Raw genomic sequence first — 19,126 nt, 5'->3', positions numbered from 1 at the left:
TGACCAATAATGGTCATCGTGGCAAATTACTGATAGAAGCGAATATGACAGCAAGGATTTTAATTGTAGAAGATGAATCAGCCATCCGCGAGATGCTGACATTTGTGATGGACCAACACGGGTTTACAACCGCTGCAGCTGAAGATTTTGATTCCGCCATTGCGTTATTAGCGGAACCTTATCCAGACTTAATTTTATTGGATTGGATGTTCCCTGGAGGCAGTGGTATTCAATTAGCCAAACGGTTAAAGCAAGATGAGTTTACCCGTCAAATCCCTATTATCATGCTTACCGCCCGTGGCGAAGAGGAAGATAAGGTTAAAGGCTTAGAGGTCGGGGCTGACGATTACATCACTAAACCCTTTTCTCCCAAGGAACTTGTTGCACGTATCAAGGCTGTATTAAGACGCAGTGCGCCAACAAGGCTTGAGGAAACAATAGACGTACAAGGTTTACAATTAGACCCTGTTAGTCATCGTGTTTCAGCTGGTGATGGGGTACTTGATATGGGGCCCACTGAATTTAGGTTGTTACATTTTTTTATGACACACCCAGAACGTGTTTATAGCCGTGAACAATTGCTTGATAACGTTTGGGGAACAAACGTTTATGTTGAAGATCGTACCGTTGATGTGCATATTCGACGTTTACGTAAAGCGATAGAGCAAGGCGGACATGATAAGCTAATCCAAACGGTTCGTGGGGCCGGTTACCGATTTTCAACAAGGATGTAGTGGATATTCACTGTTTGAATATTCATATCACTATGTTTGCAGTGGCAAAAAGTGCTAGTCTAGCTGCTCAAATGTAAAGTCACACTGTATGGCAGTTAAATTATCATTATTGAATAATTTAACTGCCATATTGCGATTTAGGTAACGTATATTGAACTCTTATTCAGGCTTTCGCTTGCTTTTTCGCCTTGGTGTGATGGTACTACTATTACTGCTGCTAGGCTGGATTGTTGACAACATACTGTTAACAATATTTCTCGGTTCCGCTGTACTGCTATTCTGGCATTATCGTCAGCTGTCTCGGTTAAGCCATTGGTTATGGAAAGATAAAAAGCTTACACCGCCACAGGGTCGGGGGAGTTGGGAAGGTATTTTTAATGGTATTTATCGGCTTCAAGGAAAAAACCGTCGTCGAGTGGGTCAGCTAGCGTCATTACTTGGACGTTTCAGACAAGGTGCTGAAGCACTGCCAGATGCTGCAGTAGTGCTAGATTCAGAGCACAATATTTTATGGTGCAACAAACTGGCTCAATTAATATTAGGTTTTGTATGGCCTCAAGATAATGGCCAACGAATTGATAACCTCATTCGTCACCCTGATTTTTCAGCCTACTTGCGTAAACATAATTTCAGTGAACCTTTAGAGATCCCATCGCCAGTATCAGAAAGACGATTGCTAGAAATTAGGCTAATGCCCTATGGCGATCGTCAGCTGTTATTAATGGCTCGCGATATTACCCGCATTCATCAATTAGAAAGCATGCGTAAAGACTTTGTTGCTAACGTATCCCATGAGCTAAAAACCCCGCTGACAGTATTGCAGGGGTATTTAGAGATAATGCAAACTATGGAAGATGATAACTCGCCAAATCAAAAACCGCTCAACATGATGCAGCAGCAAACGAGCCGAATGCAATCTATGGTAGAGCAGTTATTGGCATTATCACGCATTGAAGCAGGGGCGAATGTTGACCTGTCACATACTGTGAATATGGACATCATGTTTAATCAGCTAAAAGTAGAAGCGCAAGCATTAGCGGCTGAACAATACGAACTAGTGTTTTTTTGCGAACCGGGATTAAATATTCATGGTCAAGAGCAGCAGGTAAGAAGTGCATGCTCTAATTTGATATCAAATGCTATTCGTTATACCTCTCCTGGAGGGAAAATCTCTATAACATGGAAAAGTGTTGCCAGTGGTGCAAAGTTTTCGGTGACAGATACCGGTGTGGGTATAGCTCCTCAACATATCAATCGTTTAACTGAGCGTTTTTACCGGGTAGATAACGCACGCTCCAGTAAGACGGGAGGCAGTGGTTTAGGCTTAGCGATTGTGAAGCATGCATTAAGTCATCATCACAGTGAATTAACAGTATTGAGTGAACTTGGTAAAGGTAGTACTTTCAGCTTTATCGTTCCTACCCATTTAATTGATAGGAAAAACTAACTTTTTGATATTCTGAATGCCGTCATATTGACGGCATTTTCATTTTTGTGACTTAAATATTTCAATAATGATGCTAAATCAGCAAATATATTTCACCTGTCACCTAACTGTCACATTATAGTCATAGACTTGTCATCATTGGAGTTGATACTGACTACGTTATAAAAACTTAGCACGCTTAATTTGGAGCAATACAATGAAACTGAAAAAACTTGTCGGCGCAATTACCCTAACAGCCGCTGGTGTGTTCTCGGCAGCATCTATGGCTGCAATTGATGAAACGTTACCTATGTATGAAAAAACAAGTGGTGTTTCTGGTAACTTGTCTTCTGTTGGTTCTGATACGTTAGCGAATATGATGACATTATGGGCAGAAGAGTTTAAGCATATATATCCTAATGTTAATATCCAAATTCAAGCAGCTGGCTCTTCTACAGCGCCTCCAGCATTAACTGAAGGAACTTCACAGTTCGGTCCAATGAGCCGTAAAATGAAGCCTAATGAAGTTGAGTCATTTGAAAAGCATTTCGGTTACCAACCAACCGCTATTCGTGTTGCAATTGATGCTCTAGCTGTGTTTGTGCATAAAGATAACCCAATTAAAGGATTAAGCATCGAGCAAATCGATAGCATTTTCTCTTCAACAAACAAGTGTGGTGGTAAGCAAGTTGAACGTTGGGGTGACTTAGGCCTAGACGGTAACTGGACAGCAAAAGACGTGCAATTGTACGGCCGTAACTCAGTATCTGGTACTTATGGCTACTTTAAAGAAAAAGCATTATGTAAAGGCGATTTCCGTCCAAACGTGAATGAGCAACCAGGTTCTGCATCTGTCGTACAGTCAGTATCTCAAGGTCTTAACGCAATCGGTTACTCAGGTATTGGTTATAAGACAGCGGGTGTAAAAGCTGTAGCAGTATCTAAGAAAGGCGATAAGTTTATCGAAGCATCAGCTGCCAATGCTGCAGATGGAACTTACCCACTTTCTCGTTACTTGTACGTTTATATCAACAAGCACCCAAACAAAGATTTATCGCCGATGGATCGTGAGTTCATTCGCTTCATATTATCTAAGCAAGGTCAGCAAGTTGTTGAAAAAGATGGTTATGTACCATTACCTCGCACAGTAATAGCAAAAGATTTAGAGAAAGCCGGTATCCGTCTTTAAATTAAATTAAGTTGCACGATTAAAGACCTCCATAGTGAGGTCTTTTTTTTGCTTCGAGCTTAGCGGTATTTTGGAAGCAAAAAAAAGCAACCTATTAAGGTTGCTGTAACTGCAATGTGCAATTCTGTTGATAGGATAACTCACTATCGAGAGGGGAGATGATGAAGAACAAAATCATTTACAGGCTCAAACGTTCAGTAAAAGTAGGTATATAAAATTCGGTTCATATATTCAGACTAGCGTTATTTATAAAAGTTCCAAATAAAGATAAAAAATTGAATTAACTATCTTAAGTACTGTTCCCACTAACATTGCTCGCCGTTTTCTTATTAGAAAGCACTTTACTATAAAACGCCTGTTAAAAATGATGGCACTAAAACATAGTGGCAGCTTAGCCGTTACGATGTTTTTCAAGATAATCGGTAAAAAACAGCCAAAAAAAAGCAACCTATTAAGGTTGCTGTAACTGCAATGCGCAATTCTGTTGATAGGATAACTCACTATCGAGTGGGGAGATGATGATGAACAAAATCATTTACAGACTCAAACTTTCAATAAATTGGGGTGTACAAAATTCGGTTCATATATTCAGACTGGCCTTATTTATAAAAGTTCCAAATAAAGATAAAAAAACTAACAAAAATGTGTCGAGTATTATCTGACAGCTCTGTTCTGATGAAAAGGACTTAAGGTTAGCGTTAGAAATGTTATTTTTTTATCGTTTGATGAGCGCAGCGTTATAAAATCCGCTTTATAAATGTGCAAGAAAAAGATTATCCATAAACCGGGTGACGGCTTCGACCTCAAAAAACAGTTAAAAAAAAGCAACCTATTAAGGTTGCTGTAACTGCAATGTGCAATTCTGTTGATAGGATAACTCACTATCGAGAGGGGAGATGATGATGAACAAAATCATTTACAGACTCAAACTTTCAATAAATTGGGGTGTACAAAATTCGGTTCATATATTCAGACTGACCATATTTATAAAAGTTCCCAATAAAGTTAATTATTTTTATTACCCGCATAATTTAAGGCTATAAACCTGTCGAACCTCAGGGGGGCGATACTAAAGAAGCCTTTTAAATGTTATGTTTAGTGCTATTAATTTGACTTAACAGAACAGTCAAAACTAAAACAGCCATTAAGGAGACTAAAGTGGCCACTAGTCTAACTTCATCATGGGATCATCAGTATGATTACCATTCAAGTGCAAATACTGACATAGTTTGTGTTTCTCATTTAGAACTTAATCTAGAAGTTGATTTTAGTGCTAAGCAACTTATCGGGCTGGTCACTTTACACTTTGATTTAACTAAAGAGTCATCTAGTCAACATGAGCAACTTATTTTAGATTGCCGTGATTTAACCTTGATAAGTGTGAGTGACTTACAAGGGCAGTCACTTGATTTTTCGCTGGTTGATGTGGGAGATATCTTAGGGCAAAAATTGGTGATACAGATTAATCAATCAATTAGAGCGGTAACCGTTCATTACGCCACGTCCCCACATGCCCAAGGCTTACAGTGGTTGACCCCGGAACAAACTCTGGGTAAGCAACAACCCTATTTATTTAGTCAATCACAACCAATTAACGCCAGAAGCTGGATCCCTTTGCAGGATACGCCTAAAGCGCGGGTAACGTTCGACGCCACCATTAAAGTTAATAATGGTTTACGTGCAGTAATGAGTGCGCTTAATAATCCGCAGATGCCTAAAGATGGTATTTTCCATTTTGTGATGGATAAGCCCATACCGACTCATCTACTGGCCTTAGCAGTAGGGGACTTAGCGTTTGAAGTGACAGGACCTAGAAGTGGTATTTATACCGAACCTGCAATGCTAGCAAGTGCGGTTAAAGAGTTTGAAGATACAGAAGCGATGATCAAGGTAGCAGAGTCATTACTTGGCCCTTATGCGTGGCAAAGGTACGACATGATTGTATTACCACCTAGTTTTCCCTTTGGCGGTATGGAAAATCCTATGCTGGCATTTATGACCCCAACCTTGATAGCGGGTGATAAAAGTTTAGTGTCTACGGTAGCCCATGAGCTGGCACATTCTTGGACTGGAAACTTGGTCAGTAATGCGACATGGCGTGATCTATGGCTTAACGAAGGATTTACCACCTACTTTACTAATCGTATCGTTGAAGCTGTATATGGCAAAGAGCAAGCTGATTTAGAATGGGTTAATGAATACACTCGTTTAGAAGCTGAAATGCAGTGTGTTGATTTGATAAATCAAACCTTGCCTGCAAATGTTCAAACGCGAGATCCAAATCAGGCATTTAATCGTTTTACCTATGATAAAGCATCAATGTTTGTCCATGAACTAGAGCAGCGTTTTGGCCGTGAATCCTTTGATGCTTTTTTGTTTCAATATGTCACTCACTTTGCTTTCAAAGCCATTACCACTGAAGTCTTTATGGCTTATATGCTGCAACATGTATTACCCAGTTTTCCAGATAAGTTATCTGAAGTTGAATTAAAAGAGTGGGTATATGGTGAAGGACTGCCTCATTGGTTTGTACCTCCTTCTTCAAGCAGTTTAGATAAAGTATATTTGGCGCTTATAGACATTAAACATAAAAAACCAGCAAAAATGCTGAATGTGAGTGACTGGCGGGTTCATCATTGGCAGTATTTTTTAAATCAGTTACCACAGGTTATCAGCCAAGAACAGTTACTTGATTTAGATGACACCTTTTTATTTAGTCAAAGTAAAAATGCAGAAATTGTTTGTGATTGGTTTAGGGTCGCTATTCGAAATCATTATGATCCCGTGCTTGAACCCTTATCGGCGTTTCTCATTTCAGTCGGGCGCGCTAAGTTTGTTAAACCACTTTATAGCGAGTTATTAGTTGCTGGGTATAAACAGGAAGTTGAGCAAATATACGCTAAAGCCAGGGCAGGATATCACCCATCACTGCAAGTGCAATTAGATAAGCTAGTGAGTTAGTGAGAGAAGGTTAATAAATTCTAGTTATCCGTTATATCGTATTCGTTATTCAATCGAAATTATACAAATAAAATGGGCCTTAGATTTACATCTAAAGCCCATTTTCATATCATTAATATGATGATTTATTTACCTATTAAGCTACCTTAGTAACTTCAATAGCAAGCGATTAACGTTTAATCGCTTCGTGTTCTGCAGTAACGGCAATTTCTTCCGCTAATGCTTCTTCTTCAGAATCATTATGGCCTTCAGCACCGTGCATCCAATCCACTAACTTGTCAGCCATAAAGTATAAAATTATACCTGAAACCGCCGCTGTAATTGCGATGCCGGCGAAGATTGACATTGCATTAGCAAGTTGATCTTCAACGCTGCCACCGTGGCCAATCAGTGAACCAACTAATCCGCCAACTTTGTTTGCAATAGCAATAAATAGGAACCATGCGCCCATCATAAGTGATGCTATACGCAGTGGAGCCAGTTTAGTGACCATAGATAAACCAATAGGTGATAAACATAGTTCCCCCATAGTATGGAAGAAATATGCGCCGACTAACCACCACATGCTTGATTTGATTGAAGCGTCGCCGCCCATTTGCAAAACAGCACCAATCATAAATAAGAAACCAATGCCAAGTAATACTAGACCAAGGGCAAACTTAACGGGCGAATTGGGTTCGTTCTTACCTAAACGTATCCAAATTGAGGCTATCACGGGGGCGAAAATGACGATAAAAATAGCATTCAGTGATTGGAAGTAAGTGGTGGGGACTTCCCAGCTACCAATCATACGGTCTGTAAAGTTATTGGTGAATAGGTTCATTAATCCACCGGCTTGTTCAAAACCAGCCCAGAAGATAATGGTAAATAAACCCATAATCATAATTACTTTTATGCGATCACGTTCAATTTTAGTCAGTGGCTCACTGCGGACTTGTCCTTTAAGTGCATTTCTGTCTCGTTCGAGCTTTGCTGCAGGAACAGTACCGATATCGCCAAGTAATCTTTGAGCAAAAAAGAATTGAATAATTAACGATGCAACCATACCAACACCTGCACAGAAGAAACCAGCCTGCCAGTTATTAACAAATACCTCTTGTCCTGCAACCACTTCAGTATGGCCAAAAGTTGTGTAAGCCCAAGCTACAATAATACCCGATAGCGCGGCGCCAACGTTGATACCCATGTAAAAAATAGTGAATGCACCATCACGACGGTGATCGCCTTCTTCATACAAGTCGCCAACCATAGTAGAGATGTTAGGTTTAAACAGTCCGTTACCTAATATTAACGTACCTAAACCAATATAGAACAGAGTGGTTTCTAAACCAGAAAACCAGCTATGCGGCGCTGCAAGGGTAAATTGCCCTATTGCCATTAACGCACCACCAATATAAATAGATTTACGTTGGCCAAGGTAATTATCTGCTAACCAACCGCCAATAAGCGGCGTTAAATAGACTAAACCGGTAAAGGTTCCATAAAGAGATAATGCATCCTGTGGGGTCCAACCTAAACCACTACCACCATCTGCTTGAACTTTATCAACCAAATAAAGGACCAATATGGCACGCATTGCGTAATAACTGAATCGTTCCCACAATTCAGTTGTAAAGAGAAGGAACAATCCTTTTGGATGCCCAAGCATCGTTCCTGGTGCTTTTACTTCACTCATTAAGTTTTCCACCTTAAAGCTTGTGATTGGCTGCGGCACAAGTTGCACCACAGAATAATTGTTTGCATATTTAGGCAAAGTATTGCGATTAGGCATTGCATCATGAAGATGTTGTGCTTTTTATCTGGGCAATCTTGGCCGATTTATAGTTCATTTCTTATAATAAATATTATTCATTTAATGTTTAATTTGTTTAAAACATCAAAAATCCCACCTTATATACCCTTTTCAGGACGCTTAAGTCAATGTTTGTGCGGGTATCAGGCGCATTTTGCGGGTTACACTTTTGTAAACATATATCATTTTTTAAGTTGGCTTGTATGCTTATTATACAGGGCCAGTTATTTTCAATATCTCTATGCTGATTTCAGCTACTGTTATCAAGTTTGTGAGTTTATTGCCGATAATTATAGATTGACCTTATAAGTTTTAGATGGTGCTATTTTGAGCTGAAATACATAAAGCATTAACTTGTTTGCAGTAATTTATGTTTGCTTGATTGCAAATGTGTCGCTAGAAGTTAAAATATGTATAATTCAAACTTGTTAAAAAAGTTAAAATCTCAAAAAGTGTTGTCTTACTGTATTAAAATCACATGATTGGAGACAGCATGCGTTCATTACTGACTATATTCGTACCTGTATTAGTACTATGGCTTTTTTTGATCAGCACCCCAGCTTTGGCATGGATTGATTCAGACATGGATGGCGTACCAGATAAAAAAGATGCCTGTGCTGATACTCCTCAAGGTGAGGTGGTTATGGCTAATGGCTGTAACGATCCAGCTTTTGCTTTAACTGAATCCAATATTGATGAAGCTCCTATTTTTGATGAAGAACCTATAACAGCAGTTGCTGAACAACCAACCAGCACTACAGAATATGTTAATCGCTGCGAGCAACTGGGTGCTGATGGCGTAGTTAATTGTTTACAGCAAGTTGTACAACCTATTTATTTTGAATTTGCTAAAGCAGAGGTGATGTTATCGCAAAGACCTGTGTTTGACAGTATCAATAAAATAATAGCCCAAGGTAATAATGTAACTTTAGACCTAGTTGGACATGCCGATTTATTGGGAAGTGATGAGTTAAATCAAGCGCTTTCATTAGCCCGGGCAAACAGCGTAAAAGCAATATTAGTCACCGAATTTAATTTTAATCCTGACAACATTTCTGTAAAAGGGATGAGTAACACCCAACCCGCTGCGGATAACGCCACATCTGAAGGGCGACAACGCAATAGACGGGTAGAATTTATCATTTCGGCAGAATAATCTGTCACTTTAGGGAGTAAAAAAATGGAAAACCTTGACGGTTTAGAAGCGTTAATAAAGCAAGCACCAGAGTTTATTATGGCTTATGGACTTAAAACATTAGCTGCTTTGGCGATGTTTTTTATTGGTAAGTATTTTGCTGGTGTAGCAAAACGCCTCACTGATAAAGTATTAACCAGTCGCAAAGTTGATCAAACTGTAGTGTCATTTGTGTCAAACCTTGCATGGTCAGTTGTATTTGTATTCACCATTGTGGCTACATTAGGTCAAATAGGCGTGCAAACCGCTTCACTCGTAGCTGTTATTGGTGCTGCAGGTTTGGCTGTTGGTTTGGCATTACAGGGGTCACTATCTAACTTTGCCTCAGGCGTATTAATGGTATTATTCCGTCCATGTCGTGTGGGTGACTTTATCGAAGCCGCAGGCGTTGCCGGTGTAGTAGATGAGATTACTATTTTCTCGACTAAGCTTCGTACGGGTGATAATAAACTTATCACTGCGCCAAACTCAGCCATTATGAATGGCACTATTACCAATTATTCAGCGCTTGAAAAGCGTCGTATCGACTTAGTCATCGGTGTGGGCTATACCTCTGATATCGCGAAAACTAAAAAAGTATTGGCTGAAGTATTAGATAACAATGAATTTGTATTAAAAGATCCTGCTTACACTATTGGTTTAGCTGAGTTAGCTGATTCATCGATTAACTTCGTTGTTCGTCCATGGGTGAGCACGGGTGATTACTGGCCAGCGCGTTTTCAAATTTTAGAGCAAATCAAAAATGCATTAGATGCAGCTGAGATTGAAATACCATTTCCACAAATGGATTTACATGTTAAAGAATTAGCAGCAAGTTAATCAGTTATTTGATTAACTGCGTATATCAAGAACCAGCCACAAGGCTGGTTTTTTATTATTTTTATCATTAATCAGGAGAATATAATGACATTTCAACAATCTTTATTGAACATAGGTTTGTCCTTAGTGTTAATTGCCAGTCCAGTATTTATTAACTTTACGCAAGCTGCTGAAGTCACAATGGGTGGACAACCGGTGGTGCTTAAAGGTGATTTACCCGCTAATAATATGCCAGCCCCTGAGTTTAAAGTGGTTGATGATAAGTTTAATCCGGTTAATTTAAGTGATTTTAAAGGTAAAACAGTATTAATCAGTGCCGTACCAAGCTTAGATACCGGTGTGTGTGCGTTGCAAACAAAACGATTTAACAGTGAATTTGCTAATTTTGATGCCGACGTTGTTATGCTGACTATTAGTACAGATTTACCTTTTGCTCAAAAGCGTTTTTGCCAAACTGAAAGCGTTGATAAAATTAAAGTATTATCTGATTCAGTATGGCGTAACTTTGCTGACCAATATGGATTATTGATTGAAAGCCGTGGCTTACTGGCTCGGGCAATATTTATTATTGATGCCAATGGCCAGCTACAGTATCAAGAGCTTGTTAAAGAAGTCGGCAGCCACCCTGATTATGATGCGGCAATAGCAGCATTAACAAAAATTGCTGCAGCTAAATCTTAATCCGTTACACTGTCGGCCATGGTTTGGATAAATGATGATTTATTATGATTGATTTTAGAAGCGATACTGTTACTCAACCTACAGCAGCAATGCGCAAAGCAATGGCCAGTGCCCTTGTGGGTGATGATGTTTATGGTGATGACCCGACAGTCAACAACCTACAAGATATGGCCGCTGAAATGTATGGCTTTGATGCGGCCTTATTTGTTAGCTCTGGTACTCAAGCTAATTTATTGGCCTTAATGTCACATTGTGAGCGTGGAGACGAGTATTTATGCGGTCAACAAGCGCACAATTATAAATTTGAAGGCGGCGGTGCTGCGGTGCTTGGTAGCATTCAGCCACAGCCGTTAAATAATCAGCAAGACGGTAGTATTTTATTGTCAGATATCGACGCTGCTATTAAACCTGATGACGTTCATTTTGCCAGAACCCGTTTATTGAGCTTAGAAAATACCATTGGCGGTAAAGTCTTATCGCAAGAGTATTTAGCACAAGCACAAACTTTGGCCTTTAATCGGGGTTTAAAAATTCATTTAGACGGCGCAAGAATAGCCAATGCAGCGGTTGCCCAAAATCTTGCGATTGCTGATATTACCCAATATTTTGATTCGGTTTCTATTTGTCTATCAAAAGGGTTATGTGCCCCAATTGGCTCTATTTTGTTAGGCGATGAGCGGCTTATTGGTAAAGCGACTCGTTGGCGTAAAATGTTGGGCGGCGGAATGCGTCAAGCTGGTATTATTGCCGCAGCGGCTAAATTGGCTTTAACCGATCAAGTTGAACGATTAGTTGAAGACCATCACCACGCAAAACAGCTCGCTGAGGCATTATATCAATTTGACGAATTTGAGATTGATATGAAATCAGTACAAACCAATATGGTATTTGCTCGTTTAGCCAGTCATATAGATCCCAATCGATTATCACACGCGTTATTGCAAAAAGGTATTAAGGTTAGCCCTAGTCAGCAACTGCGCCTAGTAACCCATGCTGATATTACAGCGAAAGATATTTCTACTTTCATTACATCTTTAAAGCAGGTGTTATCTACTTAACTAGGGCCGTACTTTTATCCGCTGATAGTAAACGTCATTCGTGATATGAGTGATGCCTTGAATGGCGTTAAATAGTGCAAATATAATTCCGTTATAGGGCAGTTTTTATTAATCAATCATATAAGTAATTGATTATTAAGGTGACTAAAACTGGCTTGAACTTTGCTACCTCTTTAGTGATACAAGAGTTTCTTATTAATAACTAAAGGGTTTTCTTATGAAATACTACAGCCGCCACTTAATACTTCCGGTCCATTTAAACAGTAGCCATACTCTATGCTGCGGTCAGCTATTGAGTTGGATAAATGAACAGGCAACAATATTTGCCAGTTGCCAAATGAACAGCCAATGCCATGTTGCTAAGCTGATTGCCGAGATCAGCTTTATGACTCCAGGATTGGTTGGCGATATGCTTGAATTTGGTTTTGAAAGTGTAAGTTTAGGTCAAAGCTCAGTGACTATTCGTTGTAAAGTACGCAACAAAGTCACTCAGGCACCTATAGCCAGTGTCGATAAAATGGTCTTTGTTAACATAAATGCTAATGGGGTACCCGTACCCCATGGCATGCGAGCAAATGCGGCTTAGCTGTTTCATCATTATTACTTTGCTTTAACTCTTTTGCTAGATAAGCTTTTTAAGCTACTGACGCATCTCTTTCTTGATTGAATGTATGGCTATATTACTGTTGGTATTATTAATGATGCACAAAGATTATATTTAGTTGCCATTAGGTTTATCGGCAACAGTTTAGTAATCTAACTCAAGCGCAAAACACAGATAGGCCATTAATTGAGTCGTTTTTTGAAATTCCATTTGACAGAACTCGACAAAATCAGCCCGGCAAACTTGTGCTTCAGTTATCGTCTTTAGCGCGATAAAGTCTTTCCGTTTTAGTTCAGTAAGTAGCGGATGATCTTTATCAAATCCCCTTGGTGGTCTGACTAAACTGTCACCTGTCATAACAAATCCTGCTCTTTCTATCGCTTGTAACGCTTTTTTATAGCCATTAGGGTTTTCATCGATACAGTGTCTTATGGCATTTAAGGCTGTTGATTCTGGATGCCAAATACCTGCAGCGATAAAACATTCATTATTGGCTAAATGCACATAAAACCCAGGTGAATGGACATCTTTAGCCTGGAAATGTTTAAATTGAATCCCAATATTAGTTTTATAAGGTGTTTTATCTTTACTAAAACGACTATCTCTTTGGGGGCGCATTAAGCTGCCGCCGACTTTTTTGGGCACAGCATTAAAACGTGGTGACAAGGATAAAATAGGCCCTTGCATGGCTTCAATAAATTGTAATGCGGGTGTACGCACTTGAGCTTCATAACGAGGTTGATTGGCTTTAAACCAATCACGGTCATTATGCTGATTTAGCTCGGTTAAAAATAGGAAGCTATTGTGAGTGAACATTGTTATGCCTTAATAATTAAATCTTTTATTATTAATAGGTTAGTATTAGTCTGTTGAGTGCGTGTTTGTAAAGCGTTATGGTTGATAATACTAACGTAAAAATTCTAATTAAAAAAATTTGTTTTATTAAAAATGCAGTGTATATTGCGCCAAAATTGATTGATATTAGCTATGATTAACTGACTTTCTCGCATACTCAAGTATGCAGTAGATGATATGACATTTGATGAGTAGTATCGGACAAGTTATTCGAGAAAGACTTATTTCCTTTAAACGTAAGGACTGACCATGACGAAACAAACCCTCGATATAGTGGGATGGCGAGAATGGGGCACGTTTCCTGAAATTGGCAATGAAAAAGTCAAAATTAAGGTAGATACAGGGGCAAAAACCTCTTGTTTACATGCTTTTAAAATTAAACCGTTCCAAAAAGAAAAAGAAAAGTGGGTGCGTGTATGGTTGCATCCTGAACAAGAATCTGAACGTGAAGTTATCTGTGAATTCCCCATTTTTGATCGCCGTAATGTTAGCGATTCTGGTGGACACGTGACTAAACGGTATGTAATTAAAACACCAATCATTATCGGTAGAAAGCAGTTCGATATCGAACTCACCCTAACCAATAGAGATAATATGAAATTTCGTATGTTGTTAGGTCGCCGAGCACTGGAAGGACGTTTTTTAGTGGATTCAGCAGCATCTTATATAACTGGAGAGTAAAATGCACATTGCAATTATGTCACGGAATAAGAATCTTTATTCCACCAATCGTTTAAAAGAAGCCGCTGAAGCTCGTGGGCATGAAGTTAAAGTTATCGACCCATTAAAGTGTTATATGAACATCAACATGAATGCACCAAGTATTCATGCTCGTGGTGTTGAATTGCCTAAGTTTGATGCTGTTATCCCTCGTATTGGTGCTTCTGTGACCTTCTACGGTACTGCTGTTTTACGTCAATTTGAAATGATGGGCACTCATCCATTAAACGAATCTGTGGCGATTACGCGTTCACGCGATAAATTACGTTCATTACAGTTATTATCTCGTAAAAATATTGGCTTACCAGTTACCGGTTTTGCAAACAAGCCTGCCGACGTACCTGATTTATTAGATATGGTTGGCGGCGCACCGTGTGTGATTAAACTACTTGAAGGTACCCAAGGTATTGGCGTAGTACTTGCTGAGACGCGTAAAGCGGCTGAGTCTGTTATTGAAGCCTTTATGGGGCTTAAAGCCAACATCATGGTGCAGGAATATATCGCTGAAGCCGGTGGGGCTGACATTCGTTGCTTTGTGATTGGTGATAAAGTGATTGCTGCAATGAAGCGTCAAGCGTTAGCTGGCGAGTTCCGCTCTAACTTACACCGTGGTGGTACGGCAACTGTGGTTAAGCTAACGCCAGAAGAGCGCTCTACTGCGATTCGAGCCGCTAAAACAATGGGGCTGAATGTTGCTGGTGTTGATATTTTACGTTCTAAACATGGTCCACTCGTGATGGAGGTGAACTCATCACCAGGTCTTGAAGGCATTGAAAAAGCTACCGGTATTGATGTAGCCGATAAGATTATTCAATTTATTGAAAAGAATTCTACAAAAAGCAGCTCTAAAACCAAAGGGACGGGTTAAATGGTCAAAAAACGCGAAGCTTTCACTCTTGGTGAAGTGAGCGTTAAAGCTGGCACGCAACAAAGCGTTAAGCTACCTGCGGCAAGGCTTTATAACGATACACCTATGGAGTTACATGTTGAAGTTTTCCATGGCCTAAAAGCCGGGCCGACTTTATTAGTGTGCGCCGCTATCCATGGTGATGAGCTAAATGGTATTGAAATTTGTCGACGTTTGTTAAGCAAAATAAATGCTAAATCGTTAACAGGTACCATACTTGTCGTGCCTATTGTTAACGTGTTTGGTTTTATTCAGCAATCACGATACTTACCAGATCGTCGAGATTTGAATCGATGTTTTCCTGGGTCATCAAAAGGGGCTTTGGCTAGTCGTTTAGCCCATTTGGTGTCGCATACATTAGTTGATCGGGCGACGCACATTATAGATTTACATACCGGTGCCGTTCACCGTGACAACTTACCTCAAATCCGTTGTGATACCGATGATGAAGTGATGTTTGGCATGGCAAATGCCTTCGGCGCACCTGTGATAATGACGTCTAAAAATGTCACAGGTTCTATGCGGGGCTATGCTAACGGTAAAGGCATACCTTGTATTTTATACGAGGCAGGTGAAGCCTTACGCTTTAGTGAAATGTCGATTAAGTCGGGTCTTAATGGTGTATTAAATGTCATGCGCCACTTAGAAATGGTTAAAGGCCGTATTCGCATCAAAGGCAATAGTGTTAACGCCAGTCGCAGCTATTGGGTAAGAAGTGAAGCTGATGGTTTGATTAACATTAAGCTTAAGCTGGGTGAAAGGGTTAATAAAGGCAATATCTTAGCTTATATTGTTAACCCACACGGTGGTGAGCCTTATGCGCTGCGCGCTCCTACTGATGGCATCATTATTGGTAATAGTAATATTCCTGTGACTAATGAAGGTGAAGCCTTATTCCATATTGCTCAATTTGAGGGTGATGAGATTGAAATCGTCAATGATAGTTTAGATGATTTTATGGCTGAATATGCTTAAAAAGTTTGCTGGCTAGAATTAAAAATGCCGCTGAATTCAGCGGCATTTTAGTCTCTAAAAATTTATATTAAGTGATTTGTATCAAGCTATTATAAATTAAAAGTCGGCATCATTAAAATCGACAATTTGTTGACTGCTGGCTTCAATCTGCTTACGCAGACTGCGGGTTTGGCTTACCCAATATCCCATAAAGAATGCACCGGTTTTAAGCTTAGCTTGATAAAAACTAGCCTCATCTGTGCCTTTGTCTAATGCGGCTAAAGAGGTTGCGGCTATTCGAGCCCACATCCAAGCTAAAGCACTAATACCAAATAATTGCATGTATGCCATAGAGGCCGCACCAATAAGATCTGGATTAGTCACCGCACTTTTAGCAATGTAGCCCGTTGCACGCTCAAGATCACCAGCAGCATCCATTAGTCCTGCAATAAAAGGTTTCATTTGTTCGTTGCCATTGTGCTGACCAATAAACTGTTTAACCATATCAGACCATAGGTTTAAGGTTGCGCCTTTATCTGCTAACAATTTACGGCCAACTAAATCCAGTGCCTGCACACCATTGGTTCCTTCATAAATCATCGCAATACGAATGTCGCGAACAAATTGCTCCATGCCCCATTCGTTAATGTAACCATGTCCACCATAGACTTGCTGTGCATCAACACAGGCCTTAAAACCTTGGTCAGTGACAAAACCTTTCACAATAGGGGTAAATAAGGCGGCTAATGCTGAAGCCTGCTTCGCTTTAACAGGGTCTGATTCGCGCTCTGCCTGATCTAGCCACAAAGCTTGTTGACCCATTAATGCACGGGTACCTTCATTAAATGATTTTTGCGACAGCAGCATACGGCGAACATCACCGTGTACTAAAATTGAATCTGCGGCTTTATCGGCCTCTTTCACGCCACTAAGTGCACGACCTTGAATACGATCTTTAGCGTAAACTAACGCATTCTGATAGGCGATATCTGATACGCCTAAACCTTGAATTCCTACACCTAAACGAGCCTGGTTCATCATGGTGAACATCGCACGTAAACCTTGATGTGCAGCGCCCACAAGCTCACCTACAGCGTTGTCAAAAAGCATCACGCAAGTTGAATTGCCGTGAATCCCCATTTTATGCTCAAGACCCGTTGCCGCCAGTGTATTCGCTGCGCCTAGGCTACCATCAGCATTGACTAGAAATTTAGGCACTGCAAAAAGTGAAATGCCTTTTACGCCTTCTGGGGCATCAGGTAATCGCGCTAATACAAGGTGGATGATGTTTTCAGCTAGGTCATGATCGCCAGATGAAATAAAGATTTTTTCACCGCTAATCGCAAATTTATCGTCACCTAAAGGCTTGGCTTTTGTGCGTAATAGGGCTAAATCGGTACCCGCATGGGATTCAGTCAGGTTCATGGTACCTGTCCATTCACCGCTGACTAACTTAGCTAAATATTTTTGTTTTAATGCATCACTACCATGCACATGAATTGCTGAATAGGCGCCATGGGTGAGGCCAGGGTACATAGCAAATGCCATATTGGTAGCGGTCTTCATTTCGGTAGCAAATGTGCCGACCACTTCAGGTAAGCCTTGTCCGCCATATTCTGGGTCACAGGTTAATGTTGCCCAGCCATTTTCAACATACTGCTTATAAGCATCTTTAAAGCCATCAGGGGTAATGACCTTGCCGTCAACTAATTTACAACCTTGATGATCGCCCACTGCATTTAATGGCAGCATAATATCGGTCGTGAAATCAGCTACGCCTTGTAAAATAGCATCTACTAGTTCCGGATCGACCTGGTCAAATCCGGCTAATTCTTGATATTGATAAATATTCAGTAACTCAGAAAGAATGAATTGATAGTCACGAATAGGGGCTTGATAAATTGGCATGAGGTCGTTCCTTGTCAGTGCTTATTACTACTTAATTAGTGCTTGGTGTATTTCAGCAATACAGCATCAGTCTCTAATGCTAAGTGATTTATTATGGTCATCTTTTCTACATTAACCCAATTTGAGTAAAAACTCAGTAAGTATTTGACAGTATAATTTGTAACAAAGTATCACAGCTTAAATTTAGTTTAATGCTTTGAAATCAGCTGTTAAGTAACAATCTTGTCATTGTTTTAAATAATAATTTTATGCTGTAGCCAAAAACTAGTGCAGTGCTGCAAAACGGCTTTTGGTTTTTCTAGTTGAGGGTAATGACCTGTTTCCACTAAAGCAACTGTGTCAGCTTGTTCAATAAGCTGTTCAAAACGAATAAGGGTATCTTGGCCTGAAACGGGGTCACAGATCCCATTGATAAATCGCAGCGGCATTTTATATTGCTGCAATGCACTCACCCAACGTTCTCGGTGTAGTTTGCGTTCGCGAATATATTGAATAATCTTATGGATTACTTTAGTCCCCTGGTTTTGTGTTATTAGCTGCCAATGAATCGCCAGTTCCGCTACGGGTAACGGTTGGTAACAAATGTAATCAAAATTTTGCTTAAATTTTTTAAATGAAAACATCTTAGCGATAACAAATCCTAATGGACTCAAAAGTAAACGTTGGATCAAGATGGGTTGAGTTGTTTCAGGAAATAACCCTCCATTTAACAATATCGTACTGTCGATGGCGAAACCGCTATCAATGCCGGCGTCACCATGACGGGCTAATAACTCTTGCGTAACCGTGTCGCCGTAATCATGGGCAAGAATGTGAAAATGTTGAATACCAAGATGAGCCAATACATCTTCAATAATGTCAGCTTGCAAAGCAAAAGAGTAATCAATATCACTGGGTTTATCTGATAAACCATAACCTAATAAGTCTAACGTGAGCAGATTAAAATGTTTACTTAGGTGAAACCAAAGCAGATGCCAGTCGTAACTACTAGTCGGAAACCCATGGATCAACAATAAACAAGGTTTATCACTCTTAGCCTGATTGATAAAAATCTGTCGTTGAATGCCTTTTTCATCGATAAATGGATAGAAAAATCCTGTTTGATGCCATTGGGTAGGCCACTGATTATGAGTGTTTGATCCGTTTATGTTGTTATTAGGCATGACTTCCTTTATTGCAGGTAGACCTTGATTAAATAAGGCAAAAAGTACTCGCATTCATCTAACATAGAACACAAGTTAATCTAAACTACTATAGTGGTAAACACTGTTAAATTCTTTACTAACTATTATTAATTGAATACAAAACGTCATATTGTCGGTC

16 protein-coding genes are annotated in these 19,126 nt (G+C 39.8%); 12 read left to right on the top strand and 4 right to left on the bottom strand.

The window, feature by feature from the left end; genetic code table 11:
• Nucleotides 1-44 precede the first annotated feature (44 nt).
• From phoB to FJ709_RS12690, 4 genes are all read left to right on the top strand, one after another.
• On the top strand, nt 45-734 hold the full coding sequence (gene phoB / locus FJ709_RS12705; RefSeq protein WP_226415983.1) for a phosphate regulon transcriptional regulator PhoB: 690 nt from the start codon (nt 45-47) through the stop codon (nt 732-734).
• 148 nt (nt 735-882) lie between these two features.
• Nucleotides 883-2,181: a phosphate regulon sensor histidine kinase PhoR gene (gene phoR / locus FJ709_RS12700; RefSeq protein WP_226415982.1), complete on the top strand. Its 1,299-nt coding sequence runs from the start codon at nt 883-885 to the stop codon at nt 2,179-2,181.
• Between the two features lie 196 nt (nt 2,182-2,377).
• The gene (locus FJ709_RS12695; protein ID WP_226410401.1) at nt 2,378-3,349 is read left to right on the top strand and encodes a PstS family phosphate ABC transporter substrate-binding protein; all 972 of its coding nucleotides are present in this window, start codon (nt 2,378-2,380) and stop codon (nt 3,347-3,349) included.
• 1,158 nt (nt 3,350-4,507) lie between these two features.
• Nucleotides 4,508-6,310 (top strand): M1 family metallopeptidase, encoded by a 1,803-nt coding sequence (locus tag FJ709_RS12690; RefSeq protein ID WP_226410400.1) that lies wholly within the window; start codon nt 4,508-4,510, stop codon nt 6,308-6,310.
• A gap of 169 nt (nt 6,311-6,479) precedes the next feature.
• Here the strand turns inward: FJ709_RS12690 and FJ709_RS12685 are convergent, their stop codons facing one another.
• Nucleotides 6,480-7,985 carry a peptide MFS transporter gene (locus tag FJ709_RS12685; protein WP_226410399.1) on the bottom strand — a complete coding sequence of 502 codons (1,506 nt, stop codon included), beginning with the start codon at nt 7,983-7,985 and terminating at the stop codon, nt 6,480-6,482.
• Nucleotides 7,986-8,595: 610 nt separating this feature from the next.
• Between FJ709_RS12685 and FJ709_RS12680 the strand changes: the two genes are divergently transcribed.
• From FJ709_RS12680 to FJ709_RS12660, 5 genes are all read left to right on the top strand, one after another.
• A complete protein-coding gene (locus tag FJ709_RS12680; RefSeq protein WP_226410398.1) occupies nt 8,596-9,258 on the top strand; it encodes an OmpA family protein in 663 nt (220 codons plus the stop codon).
• A 24-nt stretch (nt 9,259-9,282) separates the two neighbouring features.
• On the top strand, nt 9,283-10,116 hold the full coding sequence (locus tag FJ709_RS12675; protein WP_226410397.1) for a mechanosensitive ion channel family protein: 834 nt from the start codon (nt 9,283-9,285) through the stop codon (nt 10,114-10,116).
• Nucleotides 10,117-10,200: 84 nt separating this feature from the next.
• Complete coding sequence (gene tpx / locus FJ709_RS12670) at nt 10,201-10,797, top strand: thiol peroxidase (protein WP_226410396.1); 597 nt, start codon at nt 10,201-10,203, stop codon at nt 10,795-10,797.
• 44 nt (nt 10,798-10,841) lie between these two features.
• Entirely contained in the window at nt 10,842-11,855 is a 1,014-nt protein-coding gene (ltaE, locus tag FJ709_RS12665) for a low-specificity L-threonine aldolase (RefSeq protein ID WP_226410395.1), read from the top strand.
• 217 nt (nt 11,856-12,072) lie between these two features.
• A complete protein-coding gene (locus FJ709_RS12660) occupies nt 12,073-12,441 on the top strand; it encodes an acyl-CoA thioesterase (RefSeq protein ID WP_226410394.1) in 369 nt (122 codons plus the stop codon).
• 162 nt (nt 12,442-12,603) lie between these two features.
• Here the strand turns inward: FJ709_RS12660 and FJ709_RS12655 are convergent, their stop codons facing one another.
• Nucleotides 12,604-13,275 (bottom strand): DUF2461 domain-containing protein, encoded by a 672-nt coding sequence (locus FJ709_RS12655; protein WP_226410393.1) that lies wholly within the window; start codon nt 13,273-13,275, stop codon nt 12,604-12,606.
• A 288-nt stretch (nt 13,276-13,563) separates the two neighbouring features.
• Between FJ709_RS12655 and FJ709_RS12650 the strand changes: the two genes are divergently transcribed.
• Genes FJ709_RS12650 through FJ709_RS12640 form a run of 3 tightly spaced genes read left to right on the top strand, consistent with a single transcriptional unit; the run spans nt 13,564 to nt 15,916 of the window.
• Nucleotides 13,564-13,995 carry an ATP-dependent zinc protease family protein gene (locus FJ709_RS12650; protein ID WP_226410392.1) on the top strand — a complete coding sequence of 144 codons (432 nt, stop codon included), beginning with the start codon at nt 13,564-13,566 and terminating at the stop codon, nt 13,993-13,995.
• A gap of 1 nt (nt 13,996) precedes the next feature.
• Nucleotides 13,997-14,902, top strand: a complete 906-nt coding sequence (rimK, locus tag FJ709_RS12645) for a 30S ribosomal protein S6--L-glutamate ligase (RefSeq protein ID WP_226410391.1) — start codon at nt 13,997-13,999, stop codon at nt 14,900-14,902.
• Nucleotides 14,903-15,916 (top strand): succinylglutamate desuccinylase/aspartoacylase family protein, encoded by a 1,014-nt coding sequence (locus FJ709_RS12640; protein WP_226410390.1) that lies wholly within the window; start codon nt 14,903-14,905, stop codon nt 15,914-15,916.
• 96 nt (nt 15,917-16,012) lie between these two features.
• Here FJ709_RS12640 and FJ709_RS12635 read toward each other — a convergent pair whose 3' ends face one another.
• Together FJ709_RS12635 and FJ709_RS12630 are read right to left on the bottom strand one after the other, a co-directional pair.
• Nucleotides 16,013-17,803, bottom strand: a complete 1,791-nt coding sequence (locus FJ709_RS12635) for an acyl-CoA dehydrogenase C-terminal domain-containing protein (protein ID WP_226410389.1) — start codon at nt 17,801-17,803, stop codon at nt 16,013-16,015.
• Between the two features lie 233 nt (nt 17,804-18,036).
• Nucleotides 18,037-19,020: an alpha/beta fold hydrolase gene (locus tag FJ709_RS12630; RefSeq protein ID WP_226410388.1), complete on the bottom strand. Its 984-nt coding sequence runs from the start codon at nt 19,018-19,020 to the stop codon at nt 18,037-18,039.
• Nucleotides 19,021-19,126: the final 106 nt, after the last annotated feature.

Source organism: Shewanella glacialimarina, from assembly GCF_020511155.1.
Classification (GTDB): domain Bacteria; phylum Pseudomonadota; class Gammaproteobacteria; order Enterobacterales; family Shewanellaceae; genus Shewanella; species Shewanella glacialimarina.
This window is presented reverse-complemented; position numbering and strand designations above follow the sequence as displayed.

Coding starts and splice junctions, on each gene's coding strand:
- phoB (WP_226415983.1), top strand. CDS start 45: ATGACAGCAAGGATTTTAATTGTAGAAGATGAATCAGCCATCCGCGAG.
- FJ709_RS12695 (WP_226410401.1), top strand. CDS start 2,378: ATGAAACTGAAAAAACTTGTCGGCGCAATTACCCTAACAGCCGCTGGT.
- FJ709_RS12685 (WP_226410399.1), bottom strand. CDS start 7,985: ATGAGTGAAGTAAAAGCACCAGGAACGATGCTTGGGCATCCAAAAGGA.
- FJ709_RS12680 (WP_226410398.1), top strand. CDS start 8,596: ATGCGTTCATTACTGACTATATTCGTACCTGTATTAGTACTATGGCTT.
- FJ709_RS12675 (WP_226410397.1), top strand. CDS start 9,283: ATGGAAAACCTTGACGGTTTAGAAGCGTTAATAAAGCAAGCACCAGAG.
- tpx (WP_226410396.1), top strand. CDS start 10,201: ATGACATTTCAACAATCTTTATTGAACATAGGTTTGTCCTTAGTGTTA.
- ltaE (WP_226410395.1), top strand. CDS start 10,842: ATGATTGATTTTAGAAGCGATACTGTTACTCAACCTACAGCAGCAATG.
- FJ709_RS12660 (WP_226410394.1), top strand. CDS start 12,073: ATGAAATACTACAGCCGCCACTTAATACTTCCGGTCCATTTAAACAGT.
- FJ709_RS12655 (WP_226410393.1), bottom strand. CDS start 13,275: ATGTTCACTCACAATAGCTTCCTATTTTTAACCGAGCTAAATCAGCAT.
- FJ709_RS12650 (WP_226410392.1), top strand. CDS start 13,564: ATGACGAAACAAACCCTCGATATAGTGGGATGGCGAGAATGGGGCACG.
- rimK (WP_226410391.1), top strand. CDS start 13,997: ATGCACATTGCAATTATGTCACGGAATAAGAATCTTTATTCCACCAAT.
- FJ709_RS12640 (WP_226410390.1), top strand. CDS start 14,903: ATGGTCAAAAAACGCGAAGCTTTCACTCTTGGTGAAGTGAGCGTTAAA.
- FJ709_RS12635 (WP_226410389.1), bottom strand. CDS start 17,803: ATGCCAATTTATCAAGCCCCTATTCGTGACTATCAATTCATTCTTTCT.
- FJ709_RS12630 (WP_226410388.1), bottom strand. CDS start 19,020: ATGCGAGTACTTTTTGCCTTATTTAATCAAGGTCTACCTGCAATAAAG.